10 protein-coding genes and 2 tRNA genes are annotated in these 13,586 nt (G+C 60.8%); 11 read left to right on the forward strand and 1 reads right to left on the reverse strand.

Annotation, left to right across the window (positions count from 1 at the left end):
* Window positions 1-66: 66 nt before the first annotated feature.
* The 4 genes from carA to ABDW57_RS05315 all read left to right on the forward strand — a co-directional run bounded on the left by carA (window position 67) and on the right by ABDW57_RS05315 (window position 5,505).
* The gene (gene carA, locus ABDW57_RS05300) at window positions 67-1,230 is read left to right on the forward strand and encodes a glutamine-hydrolyzing carbamoyl-phosphate synthase small subunit (RefSeq protein ID WP_343729169.1); all 1,164 of its coding nucleotides are present in this window, start codon (window positions 67-69) and stop codon (window positions 1,228-1,230) included.
* Entirely contained in the window at window positions 1,231-4,449 is a 3,219-nt protein-coding gene (gene carB / locus ABDW57_RS05305; protein WP_343729170.1) for a carbamoyl-phosphate synthase large subunit, read from the forward strand.
* 100 nt (window positions 4,450-4,549) lie between these two features.
* Entirely contained in the window at window positions 4,550-5,026 is a 477-nt protein-coding gene (gene greA / locus ABDW57_RS05310) for a transcription elongation factor GreA (protein ID WP_343729171.1), read from the forward strand.
* Window positions 5,026-5,505 carry a DUF4149 domain-containing protein gene (locus ABDW57_RS05315; RefSeq protein ID WP_343729172.1) on the forward strand — a complete coding sequence of 160 codons (480 nt, stop codon included), beginning with the start codon at window positions 5,026-5,028 and terminating at the stop codon, window positions 5,503-5,505. The genes greA and ABDW57_RS05315 overlap by 1 nt, the downstream gene beginning before the upstream one ends.
* Window positions 5,506-5,599: 94 nt before the next feature.
* On the opposite strand, the gene ABDW57_RS05320 is transcribed toward ABDW57_RS05315, so the two are convergent.
* Window positions 5,600-6,067, reverse strand: coding sequence for a YhbY family RNA-binding protein (locus ABDW57_RS05320; protein WP_343729173.1), 468 nt, complete (start codon window positions 6,065-6,067; stop codon window positions 5,600-5,602).
* Between the two features lie 44 nt (window positions 6,068-6,111).
* On the opposite strand from ABDW57_RS05320, the gene ABDW57_RS05325 reads away from it, so the two are divergent.
* The 7 genes from ABDW57_RS05325 (at window position 6,112) to ABDW57_RS05355 (ending at window position 13,332) form a co-directional block, all read left to right on the forward strand.
* Window positions 6,112-6,807 carry an RlmE family RNA methyltransferase gene (locus ABDW57_RS05325; protein ID WP_343729174.1) on the forward strand — a complete coding sequence of 232 codons (696 nt, stop codon included), beginning with the start codon at window positions 6,112-6,114 and terminating at the stop codon, window positions 6,805-6,807.
* A 196-nt stretch (window positions 6,808-7,003) separates the two neighbouring features.
* Window positions 7,004-8,887, forward strand: coding sequence for an ATP-dependent zinc metalloprotease FtsH (gene ftsH / locus ABDW57_RS05330; protein WP_343729175.1), 1,884 nt, complete (start codon window positions 7,004-7,006; stop codon window positions 8,885-8,887).
* A 67-nt stretch (window positions 8,888-8,954) separates the two neighbouring features.
* Window positions 8,955-9,794 carry a dihydropteroate synthase gene (gene folP / locus ABDW57_RS05335; protein WP_343729176.1) on the forward strand — a complete coding sequence of 280 codons (840 nt, stop codon included), beginning with the start codon at window positions 8,955-8,957 and terminating at the stop codon, window positions 9,792-9,794.
* Between the two features lie 24 nt (window positions 9,795-9,818).
* Window positions 9,819-11,168 carry a phosphoglucosamine mutase gene (gene glmM / locus ABDW57_RS05340; RefSeq protein ID WP_343729177.1) on the forward strand — a complete coding sequence of 450 codons (1,350 nt, stop codon included), beginning with the start codon at window positions 9,819-9,821 and terminating at the stop codon, window positions 11,166-11,168.
* Window positions 11,169-11,241: 73 nt separating this feature from the next.
* A tRNA-Pro gene (locus ABDW57_RS05345) sits at window positions 11,242-11,318 on the forward strand.
* A gap of 69 nt (window positions 11,319-11,387) precedes the next feature.
* Window positions 11,388-11,464, forward strand: a tRNA-Arg gene (locus ABDW57_RS05350).
* 230 nt (window positions 11,465-11,694) lie between these two features.
* On the forward strand, window positions 11,695-13,332 hold the full coding sequence (locus ABDW57_RS05355) for a methyl-accepting chemotaxis protein (RefSeq protein WP_343729178.1): 1,638 nt from the start codon (window positions 11,695-11,697) through the stop codon (window positions 13,330-13,332).
* Window positions 13,333-13,586: the final 254 nt, after the last annotated feature.

The raw sequence follows: 13,586 nt of genomic DNA on the forward strand, positions 1-13,586 counted from the left end.
AGCGCCTGGGTCGCTTGAGGGTCGTCTGACGTGGCGCAGCTACGGTAACTTTATCAGGAGTTGCCCTTGCCGCCATTTTTTTCTGGCCCCGCCGTTCCAGCCATCCTGGCCCTCGCTGACGGAACCATTTTCAAAGGTTTTTCGATCGGCGCTGCCGGCCATACGACCGGTGAAGTGGTCTTCAATACTTCCATGACCGGCTATCAGGAAATCCTCACCGATCCTTCCTACAGCCGCCAGATCGTCACCCTGACGTATCCACACATCGGCAACTACGGTATCAATACCGAAGACGTCGAATCCACCAAAGTGCACGCAGCTGGTCTAATCATCCGTGACCTGCCGCTGATCGCTTCGAACTTCCGCTCCTCGCAATCGCTGGCCGACTACCTGAAGGCCGAGAACATCGTCGCCATCGCCGGCATCGATACCCGCAAGCTGACCCGCATCCTGCGCGAAAAGGGCGCCCAGTCCGGCGCCATCGTCACCGGCACCCAGGGTAACGAACCGTCGGTGTCGCAGGCGCTGGACCTGGCCCGCTCGTTCCCTGGCCTGTCGGGCATGGATCTGGCCAAGGTGGTCACCGTCAAAGAGAAGTACGAGTTCACCGAGACCGAATGGGCGCTGGGCGAAGGCTACGGCAAGCTGGCCGATGCCAAATACCATGTTGTCGCCTACGACTTCGGCGTCAAGAAAAACATCCTGCGCATGCTGACTGCGCGCGGCTGCAAAGTAACTGTTGTTCCTGCGCAGACCACCGCGGAAGAAGTGCTGGCCCTGAACCCGGACGGCGTGTTCCTGTCGAACGGTCCTGGCGACCCGCAGCCTTGCGATTACGCCATCGCCGCCGCCAAGGTGTTCATGGAGAAGAAGATCCCGCTGTTCGGCATCTGCCTTGGCCACCAGATCATGGGCCTGGCGTCCGGCGCCACCACCCTGAAAATGAAATTCGGCCACCACGGCGCCAACCACCCGGTGCAGGACCTGGACAGCAAACAAGTGCTGATCACGTCCCAGAACCACGGCTTCGCGGTCGATCCGAACACGCTGCCGGCCAACTGCCGCGTGACCCACGTATCGCTGTTCGACGGTTCGCTGCAGGGCTTCGCCCGCACCGACACCCCGGCCTTCTGCTTCCAGGGCCACCCTGAAGCATCGCCTGGCCCGACTGACGTCGCTTACCTGTTTGACCGCTTCATCGGCCTGATGGAAGCTACGGAGAAAAAATAAATGCCAAAACGTTCTGATATTAAAAGCATTCTGATTATTGGCGCTGGCCCGATCATCATCGGCCAGGCCTGCGAATTCGACTATTCCGGCGCCCAGGCCTGCAAGGCCCTGCGCGAAGAGGGCTACAAAGTCATTCTGGTCAACAGCAACCCTGCGACCATCATGACCGACCCGGAAATGGCCGACGTCACCTACATCGAGCCGATCACCTGGCAGATCGTGGAAAAGATCATCGCCAAGGAAAAGCCGGACGCCATCCTGCCGACCATGGGCGGCCAGACCGCGCTGAACTGCGCGCTGGACCTGCACCGCAACGGCATCCTGGACAAGTACAAGGTTGAGCTGATCGGCGCCACGCCGGAGGCCATCGACAAGGCCGAAGACCGCGCCAAATTCAAGGACGCGATGACCAAGATCGGCCTGGGCTCCGCACGTTCCGGCATCGCGCACTCGATGGAAGAGTCGTGGGCGGTGCAGCGTGAAGTCGGCTTCCCGACCATCATCCGTCCATCGTTCACCATGGGCGGCAGCGGCGGCGGCATCGCTTACAACGAAGAAGAATTCGAAGCGATCTGCAAACGCGGCCTGGAAGCGTCGCCAACCAACGAGCTGCTGATTGAAGAATCGCTGCTGGGCTGGAAAGAGTACGAGATGGAAGTGGTGCGCGACAAGGCGGACAACTGCATCATCATCTGCTCGATCGAGAACCTGGACCCGATGGGCGTGCACACCGGCGACTCGATCACCGTGGCGCCGGCGCAGACCCTGACCGACAAGGAATACCAGATCATGCGTAACGCCTCGCTGGCGGTACTGCGTGAAATCGGCGTGGACACCGGCGGTTCGAACGTGCAGTTCTCGATCAACCCGAAAGACGGCCGCATGATCGTCATCGAGATGAACCCGCGCGTCTCGCGTTCGTCGGCACTGGCGTCGAAAGCCACCGGCTTCCCGATCGCCAAAGTGGCGGCCAAGCTGGCAGTGGGCTTCACCCTGGATGAGCTGCGCAACGAAATCACCGGCGGCCAGACTCCGGCGTCGTTCGAGCCTTCGATCGACTATGTCGTGACCAAGGTGCCGCGCTTCACCTTCGAGAAGTTCCCGACCGCCGACCACCACCTGACCACCCAGATGAAATCCGTGGGCGAGGTGATGGCGATCGGCCGCACCTTCCAGGAATCGTTCCAGAAAGCCCTGCGCGGCCTGGAAGTGGGCGTGGATGGCCTGAACGAGAAGACCAAGGACCGCGAGAAGATCGAAGAGGAACTGGGCGAGCCAGGTCCGGAGCGCATCTGGTACGTGGGCGACGCGTTCGCGCAAGGCTTCACGCTGGAAGAAGTGCACCAGCTGACCAAGATCGACCCATGGTTCCTGATCCAGATTAAAGAGATCGTCGACCTGGAACTGTGGATGGACACGCAGAAGCTGGAACAGCTGGACAAGACCACGCTGTACAAGCTGAAACAGAAAGGCTTCTCGGACCGCCGCCTGGCCTTCCTGCTGCAAACCACGCCGGCCGAAGTGCGCAAGTACCGCCACTCGCTGGGTATTCGTCCGGTGTACAAGCGCGTTGACACCTGCGCCGCGGAATTCGCGACCAACACCGCGTACATGTACTCGACCTACGACGAGGAGTGCGAGTCCAACCCGACCGACAAGAAGAAGATCATGGTGCTGGGCGGTGGCCCTAACCGTATCGGCCAGGGTATCGAATTCGACTACTGCTGCGTGCACGCCGCGCTGGCCATGCGCGAAGACGGCTACGAGACCATCATGGTCAACTGCAATCCGGAGACCGTGTCGACCGACTACGATACCTCGGATCGCCTGTACTTCGAATCGCTGACGCTGGAAGATGTGCTGGAAATCGTCGACCTGGAAAAACCGGCCGGCGTGATCGTGCAGTACGGCGGCCAGACCCCGTTGAAACTGGCGCTGGACCTGGAAGCCAACGGCGTGCCGATCATCGGCACCTCGCCGGACATGATCGACGCCGCCGAAGACCGCGAGCGTTTCCAGAAGCTGCTGCAGGACCTGGGCCTGCGCCAGCCGCCTAACCGCACCGCGCGCACCGAAGCGGAAGCGCTGGCGCTGGCACAGGAAATCGGCTACCCGCTGGTGGTGCGTCCTTCCTACGTGCTGGGCGGCCGCGCGATGGAGATCGTCCACGAGCAGCGCGACCTGGAGCGCTACATGCGCGAAGCGGTCAAAGTGTCGAACGATTCGCCGGTGCTGCTGGACCGCTTCCTGAACGACGCCATCGAGTGCGACGTCGATTGCATCTCGGACGGCGAAACCACCTTCATCGGCGGCGTGATGGAACACATCGAACAAGCTGGCGTCCACTCGGGCGACTCGGCCTGCTCGCTGCCGCCATACTCGCTGGCGCAGGAGACCATCGATGAACTGAAGCGTCAGACCTCGCTGATGGCCAAGGGCCTGAACGTGGTTGGCCTGATGAACGTGCAGTTCGCGATCCAGAAGCAGGATGGCCAGGACGTGGTCTACGTGCTGGAAGTGAACCCGCGCGCTTCGCGTACCGTGCCTTACGTGTCGAAAGCGACCGGCCTGCAGCTGGCCAAGATCGCCGCGCGCTGCATGGTCGGCCAGAAGCTGGCGGAGCAGGGCATCACCAAGGAAGTGGTGCCGCCTTACTTCAGCGTGAAGGAAGCCGTGTTCCCGTTCGTGAAATTCCCGGGCGTGGATACCATCCTTGGCCCTGAAATGAAATCGACCGGTGAAGTGATGGGCGTGGGCACCACCTTCGGTGAAGCCTTCGTCAAGTCGCAGCTGGGCGCCGGCGTCAAGCTGCCGAAGTCGGGCAAGGTGTTCCTGTCGGTGAAATCGTCGGACAAGCCGCGCGCCGTGAAAGTGGCGCGCGATCTGGTCGACATGGGCTTCACCCTGGCGGCCACCAAGGGCACCGCGGCGGTGATTTCGGCGGCCGGCATCCCGGTCACCGCGGTCAACAAAGTGGTGGAGGGCCGTCCGCACGTGGTCGACATGATCAAGAACCACGAGATCGTCCTGGTCATCAACACGGTGGAAGAGAAGCGCAACGCCATCATCGACTCGCGCGCCATCCGCACCTCGTCGCTGGCCTCGCGCGTGACCACGTACACCACCATTGCCGGTGCTGAAGCGGCGGTGGAGGGCATCCGTCACCTCGACGAATTGCAAGTGTACGATTTACAAGGGCTGCATAAAACCTTAAACTAAGGTTTAATAGGTTTAGGTAGTACCCGGACCACAGAGCCCGCGCTGCTGTCAGGCGCGGCCTCTGTGGTTTTCCATTGTAAAAACAGAGTAAATAGACAACATGACTTCAGTTCCACTTACCAAGTTCGGCGCCGAGCTGCTCAAAGAAGAGTTGCACCAGTTGAAGACCAAAGAACGCCGTATCGTGATTGACGCGATTGCCGAAGCACGCTCGCATGGCGATCTGTCGGAAAACGCCGAGTACGATGCCGCCAAGGAGCGCCAGGCGTTCGTGGAAGGCCGCATCGCGGAACTGGAGGGCAAGCTGAGCACCGCCCAGATCATCGACCCGACCACCCTGGACGCCGATGGCCGCGTGGTGTTTGCCGCCACCGTGGACCTGGAAGACCTGGAAACCGGCGACAACGTCAGCTACCAGATCGTTGGCGTGGACGAAGCCGACATTAAGCTGAACAAGGTCTCGGTGACCTCGCCAATCGCGCGCGCGCTGATCGGCAAGTCGGCCGGCGACGTGGTGGAAGTGCAGGCCCCAGCCGGGCCGCGCGAATACGAAATCCTGAAAGTGCGTTACGTCTGATGTTACTTGCCCGCACACGTTTGCTGGTCGCGACCCTGTGGGCCGGCAGTTTATGGGCGGTGGGTTATCTGGCTGCACCGACCCTGTTCGCTACGCTGAGTGACCGCGTGCTGGCCGGCACCATTGCCGCCAGCCTGTTTACGAATCAAGCCTGGCTGTCCATCGCGTGTGCGCTGGTGATGCTGGTGCTGCTGTGGGCCACCAATACTGGCACGGTGGGCATTTTTGCCGGTCCGGCCGTGAACATGGCGGCCAAGTCGCGCCGCAACCTGCTGCTGATTGTGGTGGTGATGCTGGCGTGCACGCTGGTGTCGCACTTCGGCCTGCAACCGATGATGGCCTCGCTGCGGGCGGCCGCAGGGCCGGGCGGGGTGATGGAAGGCGCCGCGCGCAACGAGTTTGGCATCCTGCACGGGATTTCCAGTGCGATCTACCTGGTCCAGAGCCTGCTGGCCGCGTGGCTGGTGGTAAAACAGTAACGTCATCCCGGCGCAGGCCGGGATCCATGGAACGCTGGCGTAACCTGCGAACTCAGCATGGTCCGCGGCGGCGGACCATCCGGTCTTCGCCGTCTTAACCGAGCACGGTCTTCTTGGTCGACTTCTGGCGTGCCTTGGCGCGCTTGATGTTGCCGCCCTGGGTCACACGTTCATTCCCCTTCAGCAGTACCTTGGTGACCGACGGACGCTTGGTGCCGGTCGGGCTGGCCTTGACGATGGTGACTTCGCGCATGCCTTTGCCGGCGGTGCTGCTGCGGGTTTTCTCGGTTTCCACTTTCGGACGGTACAGCACCAGCAGCTTGCCGATGTGCTGCACTGGCGCCGCTTTCAGCTGTTCGCAGATGGTTTCATACATGGCAATCCGCGCTTCGCGGTCGTCACCGAATACACGGACCTTGATCAGGCCGTGGGCGTCCAGGCCCAGCGAGATTTCTTTGAGAACGTTGGCGGTCAGGCCGGCCTCGCCGATCAGGACGATAGGTTTCAGGCCATGGGCTTCGGCGCGCAGCGCGCTGCGCTCAACGGGAGTCAGTTTGATCATAAAATTATTTTTTGTAGGTTCCTTAAAGGCAGTATTCTACGCGAATGGCTAAGAACAAAATAAACAAAAACTGGATTCACGACCATATTAACGATCCTTACGTGAAATTGGCCCAGAAAGAGGGCTATCGCGCCCGTGCGGCTTTCAAGCTGAAAGAGATCGATGAGGATGAGAAGCTCATCAAGCCGGGCCAGGTGATCGTCGATCTGGGCTGCACCCCCGGCAGCTGGGCCCAGTACACCCGGCGCAAGCTGGCCGGCAAGGAGGGCGGCGGCGTGCACGGCACCCTGATCGGGCTGGACATCCTGCCGATGGAGCCGGTGGCTGATTTCCACTTCATCCAGGGCGATTTCCGCGAGGCCGAGGTGCTGCAGCAGCTGGAAGCGGTGGTGCAGGGGCGGAAAGTTGATCTTGTGCTATCGGATATGGCGCCCAATCTGTCCGGCATCCCGGATTCCGACGCCGCGCGCATGGAGCATTTGATCGATCTGGCAATTGAATTTTCGCAAGCCCATTTGAAGCCGGAAGGTGCGTTGCTGGTGAAATGTTTTAAGGACATGGGGTTCAACGACATCGTCCATAAATTCCGTGCCGAATTCAAAACCGTGATCCAGAAGAAACCAAAAGCCAGCCGCGACAAATCGTCCGAGATATTCCTGCTGGGCCGTGGCCTGAAAAATCCGACCGCAGGGAGCATGGCGTCGGCCCAACCGCTGGATTCCGATGGCTGGCGGCCTTGATATTTGCTGAACAACCCGCACATCGAACTCCGGAGGAGCAGTTTTATCTTGATTGCAGGGTGTTTTTGCTCAAATAATATGCTTTTCAGCCGGTTTTAAGCCGGCGCACGGCAGGGTTCTGGCACCGCCTGCCTATTGCGAGTAAAATCGAATTTCAGCCAGGTTTATCGATGCGCCTCGCATCCAAGGAGTTTTCGTGAATAACATGTTTTCCAAATCAGCCATCTGGGTAGTCGTGGTACTGCTCCTGCTCATGCTGTACAAGCAGTTTGACAGCCATGGCGTAACCGGTGGAGCCAAAGCCATCGCTTATTCCGACCTGCTGGATGACGTGAAAGCCAAGCGCATCAAGGACGTCGTGATTGAAGGCGGCAACATCACCGCCACCCGCAGCGACGACACCAAAGTCCGCACCACCGCCACGCTGCTCGACCGCGGCCTGATTGGCGACCTGCGCGACAACGGCATCCATTTCGACGTGAAACCGCCTGAGGAACCATCGTTCCTGTCGCAGGTGTTCGTGTCGTGGTTCCCGATGCTGCTGCTGATCGGCGTGTGGATTTTCTTCATGCGCCAGATGCAGGGCGGCGGCAAGGGTGGCGCGTTCTCCTTCGGCAAGTCGAAGGCGCGTATGATGGATGAAACCAATAACACCGTCACCCTGGCCGACGTGGCCGGCTGCGACGAAGCCAAGGAGGAAGTGGCCGAGATCGTCGACTTCCTGAAAGATCCAAGCAAGTTCCAGAAACTGGGCGGCCGCATTCCACGCGGCGTGTTGATGGTCGGTCCGCCGGGTACCGGTAAAACCCTGCTGGCGCGTGCCATCGCTGGTGAAGCCAAGGTGCCGTTCTTCTCGATTTCCGGTTCGGACTTTGTGGAAATGTTTGTCGGCGTCGGTGCCAGCCGCGTGCGCGACATGTTCGAGAACGCCAAAAAGCATTCGCCATGCATCATCTTCATTGACGAGATCGACGCGGTGGGCCGTCATCGCGGCGCCGGCATGGGCGGCGGTAACGACGAGCGCGAACAGACCCTGAACCAGCTGCTGGTGGAAATGGACGGCTTTGAAGCCTCGTCCGGCGTGATCGTGATCGCCGCCACCAACCGTGCGGACGTGCTGGACAAGGCGCTGCTGCGTCCGGGCCGTTTCGACCGTCAGGTCAACGTGGGCCTGCCGGACATCCGCGGCCGCGAACAGATCCTGAACGTGCACATGCGCAAAGTGCCGATCGGCACCGACGTCAAGGCCGACATCCTGGCACGCGGCACTCCGGGCTTCTCGGGCGCCGACCTGGCCAACCTGGTCAACGAGGCTGCGCTGTTTGCCGCCCGCCGCTCCAAGCGTCTGGTCGACATGCAGGATTTCGAGGATGCCAAGGACAAGATCTACATGGGGCCTGAGCGTAAATCGATGGTCATCCGTGAAGACGAACGCCGCAACACCGCATACCACGAGTCTGGCCACGCGGTGGTGGCCAAGCTGCTGCCGAAGGCGGATCCGGTCCACAAAGTGACCATCATGCCGCGCGGCTGGGCACTGGGCCTGACCTGGCAGCTGCCGGAGCACGACAATATTTCGGGCTACAAGGACAAGATGCTGGAAGAAATTTCCATCCTGTTCGGCGGCCGTATCGCGGAAGAGATCTTTGTCGGCCAGATGTCGACCGGCGCCTCGAACGACTTCTCGCGCGCCACCAAGCTGGCCCGTTCGATGGTCACCAAGTTCGGCATGTCGGACGCGCTGGGCGTGATGGTGTACGAGGACAGCCAGAACGACGGCTTCCTGGGCGGCACCAACAAGACCATCTCGGAAGCGACGCAGCAGAAGGTGGACGCGGAAATCCGCCGCATCCTGGACGAGCAATATGCGCTGGCCCGCAAGCTGCTGGAAGACAACCGCGAGAAAGTGGAAGTCATGACCAAGGCGCTGCTGGAATGGGAGACCATCGATGCAGACCAGATCAACGACATCATGGCCGGCCTGGAGCCGCGTCCGCCGAAAGCCGGCGTGTCGCTGCGCAAGCCACCACCAAGCGATGGCGGCAGCGGCGTATCGCCCAGCGTGACCGCACCGGCTTAATCGCGCGGTCTTCGCATTCCACAAAAGGGTGAGGAGCAATCCTCGCCCTTTTTCATTCCAGTGACACATGCAATCTACCTTACAGTTTGGCCGTTTCAATTACCCGTGGCGGGGGCAGGGCGTGCGCGCCCGCGTGATGGGCATCCTCAATGTCACCCCTGATTCGTTTTCCGATGGCGGCCATTACCAGTCGCTGGAGTTTGCCCTGTCGCATGCCGAGGAAATGATCGAGGCCGGCGTTGACATCATCGACGTCGGCGGCGAATCGACCCGCCCCGGCTCGCCGCCGGTGTCGCTGGAAGACGAGTTGCAGCGCGTGATGCCGGTGTTGTACGCGGTGCGCGACCTCGGCCCGGCGATCTCGGTCGACACCTACAAACCGCAGGTGATGCGCGAAGCCATCATCGCCGGCGTCGACATGATCAATGACATCAATGGCTTCCGCGCGCCGGGCGCCATCGACGCCGTGCGCGACAGCGACTGCGCGCTGTGCATCATGCACATGCAAAGCGACCCGCAGCACATGCAGCTGGCGCCGTCCTATACCGACGTGGTGGCCGAAGTCAGCGCCTTCCTGCGCGAGCGGGTGGCGGCATTGCTGGCGGCCGGGATTGATCCGCGTCGACTTTGCATCGATCCCGGCTTTGGTTTTGGCAAGACTGTGGAGCATAATTACGCCTTGCTGAAAGCCACCTCGCGCCTGATCGACGAACTGAATTTGCCGCTGCTGGCGGGCCTGTCGCGCAAGTCCATGGTGGGCGCGGTGACCGGCAAGCCGGTGGAGCAGCGCATGGCGGGCAGCATCGGCGGCGCGCTGGCGGCAGTTGCGCAGGGCGCCCTGATCGTCCGCGTGCACGATGTGGCGGAGACCGTCGACGCGCTGAAGGTATGGCACGCGGCACAATAACAATGACTGAAAAGAGCACATAACATGGCACGTAAATATTTTGGCACCGATGGCATCCGTGGCCTGGTCGGCGAAGCACCGATCACGCCTGACTTCGTCATGCGCCTGGGCTATGCGGCAGGCAAGGTCCTGGCCAGCAAGCGCACCGGCTCCGGCCGCCCAACCGTCCTGATCGGTAAAGACACGCGCATCTCCGGCTACATGCTGGAAGCGGCGCTGGAAGCCGGCTTTTCGGCCGCCGGCGTGGACGTCATGCTGGCCGGTCCGATGCCGACCCCGGCCATCGCCTACCTGACCCGGGCGTTGCGCCTGTCGGCCGGCGTGGTGATCTCGGCCTCGCACAACCCATTTCAGGACAACGGCATCAAATTCTTTTCGGCCCAGGGCACCAAGCTGCCGGACGCGGTGGAACTTGACATTGAAGCGGCGCTGGACCAGCCGATGAACTGTGTGCCGTCGGAAAAGCTGGGCCGCGCCAAGCGCCTGGACGACGCCCAGGGCCGCTACATCGAATTCTGCAAGAGCACCTTCCCGAACGAGCTGGACCTGCGCGGCCTGAAAGTGGTGGTCGACTGCGCCCACGGCGCCGCCTACAATATCGCGCCGCACGTGTTCCACGAGCTGGGCGCGGAAGTGATCGCCATCGGCAACAAGCCGGATGGCTTCAACATCAACCTGGAGCACGGCGCCACCGCGCCGAAAGCCATGGCCGCCGCGGTGCAAGCCCACGGCGCCGACCTTGGCATCGCGCTGGACGGCGACGCCGACCGCCTGATCATGTGCGACCACAACGGCCGCCTCTACAACGGCGACGAACTGCTGTACCTGATGGTGATGGACCGTCTGGCCACCGGCCCGGTGGCCGGCGCTGTCGGCACCCTGATGACCAATATGGCGGTGGAAGTGGCGCTGAAAGAGAAGGGCATCGGCTTTGCGCGCGCCAAGGTGGGCGACCGCTACGTGCTGGAAGTGATGCAGGAAAAGGGCTGGATTCTGGGCGGCGAAGGCTCGGGCCACCTGCTGGCGCTGGACAAGCACACCACCGGCGATGGCATCATCTCGGCGCTGCAGGTGCTGTCGGCGCTGAAGCGTGCTGGCAACTCGCTGGAGCAATGCTGCAGCGAGCTGATCATCTTCCCGCAAACCCTGATCAATGTGCGCGTGCCGGCCGGTTTCGACTGGACCCAGAACGCGGCCATGGTGGCCGAGAAGGAAAAAGTCGAGGCGGAACTGGGCAGCAGCGGCCGCGTGCTGATCCGCGCCTCCGGCACCGAACCGCTGATCCGCGTCATGGTCGAAGCGCGCGACGCCGACGCCGCGCAGTCGATGGCCCGTCGGATTGCCGACAAAGTGGAGACCCAGCTGGCTGCATAAAGTTTTAGCACTGAAATATAAATCAGGTGCTTTGATTGACGTGTGGGGCGAGTGAGGCTAAAATACTGTTCATCGGAGTGTAGCGCAGCCCGGTAGCGCATCTGGTTTGGGACCAGAGGGTCCAAGGTTCGAATCCTTGTACTCCGACCAAAATATCAAAACGGGTTGTCTTCGGACAGCCCGTTTTTCATTTCAGCCGCAGATTCCTGCGGCTTCTTTCTGCCCATAGCTCAGTTGGATAGAGCACAAGCCTTCTAAGCTTGGGGTCGCTGGTTCGAACCCAGCTGGGCAGGCCATTCAGCAGACGGTCAGCATTGTGGCACCCAGCCTACTGCTAGCATGCCACTAGTATCATTTATGTTGATTTTTGGAACTTTCTTCTGCATACTGGGCTCAACTTAATGCAAGACGCTGCGCACCGTCCCCAGCTTAGCCGGTGTTTAGTCAGCAAAATTGTCCCCGCCCCGACTTCCCCTCTCTCCGCCGCCCAGATCACGCGAGCCTGTTGTGCTCACAGGAGCGTCACATGGATTCACTCAAGAAGTTAAAAATTGGCACCCAGCTGTCGCTGGGATTCGGCATGCTCACGGCGCTGATGGTGGTGCTGGCGGTGTTTTCGGTGGTACGGGTGTCGTCGTTGTCGGGCGCTTTCCATGCGCAAACCCGCATCTCTTCCGAGCACCTTGAACCCTTGTATCTGGCGCGGGAAGCGCTGGCACAGACCGGTCTGGCGGCGCGCAATGCCTACATCTTTACCGACGACGCCGAAGCGGCCAAGGAACTGGCCATCGTCGATGAGCAAAAAACCGCCTATCTGGCAGCGCTGGACAAGATGACGCCGGCCTACGCCAACGATCCGCAGTTTGCCAAGGTCAAGGAAGGCCTGCTGGCAATGGCGAAGGAACTGCAGCGTCCGCGCCAGTATCGCGAGGCCGGCAAAATGGAAGAATACGGCAAGTTCCTGGTCAATGAGTGCAGCCCGCTGCGGCGCCGCATCGTGCAGGATATGGCAGTGCTGATCACCTCGGCCGAGAAGGAGACCGAAACCGCCACCGGTGTGGTGGAGGATTACGCCAGCAGCGCCCAGCGCATGGTCACGGTACTGGCCGTGCTGGCCTTCGTCCTGAGTGTGGTGATTGCCGGCCTGATCAAACGTGCATTGTTGAAGCAGCTGGGCGGCGAGCCGGCGTATGCCGCAGAGATCGCCAGCCGCATCGCCAAGGGCGATCTGGCGGTCGATGTGCAGTTGCAGCAGCAAGACCAGGATAGCCTGCTGTTTGCGATCAAAGGCATGCGCGACAGTTTGGCCGGCATCGTGAGTGAAGTGCGCCATGGGACGGAAGCCATCGCGCATGCGTCGCAGGAAATTGCGGTGGGTAATCTCGACCTGTCGCAGCGCACCGAGCAGCAGGCACAGTCGCTGGAGCGGGTGGCCACGGCGATGGAGGAATTGACCTCCACCGTCAAGCAGAATGCCAGCAATGCCCAGCAGGCAAATCAGCTGTCGCAATCGGCTTCCAGCGTGTCGGAAGAGGGCGGCGAAGTCATGCGCCAGGTGACCGATACCATGCAATCGATTAATGATTCGTCGAAAAAGATTGTGGACATTATTTCCGTGATTGACGGCATCGCGTTCCAGACCAATATCCTGGCCTTGAATGCGGCGGTGGAAGCGGCACGTGCAGGTGAACAGGGCCGTGGTTTTGCAGTTGTCGCCAGCGAAGTGCGTGTGCTGGCACAGCGGGCCGCACAGGCCGCCAAAGAAATCAAAGTCCTGATTGACGATTCGGTCGACAAGGTCGGCAGCGGTTCGGAACTGGTGGCAAAAGCCGGGACTACGATGCAGGAAGTCGTTTCCAGTGTCCGCCGGGTCACCGAGATCATGGCCGAGATCAGCGATGCCAGCCAGGAGCAAAGCATAGGCATTCAGGAAGTCAGCCAATCGCTGGGGCAAATGGATGGCGTGACGCAGCAAAATACCGCCTTGGTGGAAGAGGCCAGCGCGGCAGCGGAAGAGCTGAAAGAACAGGCGGCGCGTTTAACCGATGTGGTGGGCCAGTTTAAACTCGATGCAGCAGCTTCTACGATATCGGAAATGCTGAAAAAACCTGGCCGTCACGCCAGGCAGTCTGCGCGTCCCAACTTGCGCCTGGCCACTGGCTAAATGAAATACATTCGCGCCAGCGTAATTCGCTGGCGCGATATTCACTTCCATTCCCAGATAGCCGGCCTGCGTATTCCGATGCGCTGCGGCAGGAGGTAAAAACCGTCACATTAATTCGTCCGGTTAAACAGGAATTAATCGAGGGTATTCCTTGGAGAATGGATAATATCCCGCCAGCTATCGCCTACTTTATTATCACGGCAAACCCCGGCGCAGCGCCAGCCGCTGGAAAGGTGGATGTTTCCCTATCAGGG

It is taken from the genome of Duganella sp. (genome assembly GCF_039595735.1).
Taxonomy (GTDB): Bacteria; Pseudomonadota; Gammaproteobacteria; order Burkholderiales; family Burkholderiaceae_D; genus Rugamonas.

Excerpts from the sequence above, each read along its gene's own strand:
- carB (WP_343729170.1), top strand. The coding sequence starts at position 1,231 with ATGCCAAAACGTTCTGATATTAAAAGCATTCTGATTATTGGCGCTGGC.
- greA (WP_343729171.1), top strand. The coding sequence starts at position 4,550 with ATGACTTCAGTTCCACTTACCAAGTTCGGCGCCGAGCTGCTCAAAGAA.
- ABDW57_RS05315 (WP_343729172.1), top strand. The coding sequence starts at position 5,026 with ATGTTACTTGCCCGCACACGTTTGCTGGTCGCGACCCTGTGGGCCGGC.
- ABDW57_RS05320 (WP_343729173.1), bottom strand. The coding sequence starts at position 6,067 with ATGATCAAACTGACTCCCGTTGAGCGCAGCGCGCTGCGCGCCGAAGCC.
- ABDW57_RS05325 (WP_343729174.1), top strand. The coding sequence starts at position 6,112 with ATGGCTAAGAACAAAATAAACAAAAACTGGATTCACGACCATATTAAC.
- folP (WP_343729176.1), top strand. The coding sequence starts at position 8,955 with ATGCAATCTACCTTACAGTTTGGCCGTTTCAATTACCCGTGGCGGGGG.
- glmM (WP_343729177.1), top strand. The coding sequence starts at position 9,819 with ATGGCACGTAAATATTTTGGCACCGATGGCATCCGTGGCCTGGTCGGC.
- ABDW57_RS05355 (WP_343729178.1), top strand. The coding sequence starts at position 11,695 with ATGGATTCACTCAAGAAGTTAAAAATTGGCACCCAGCTGTCGCTGGGA.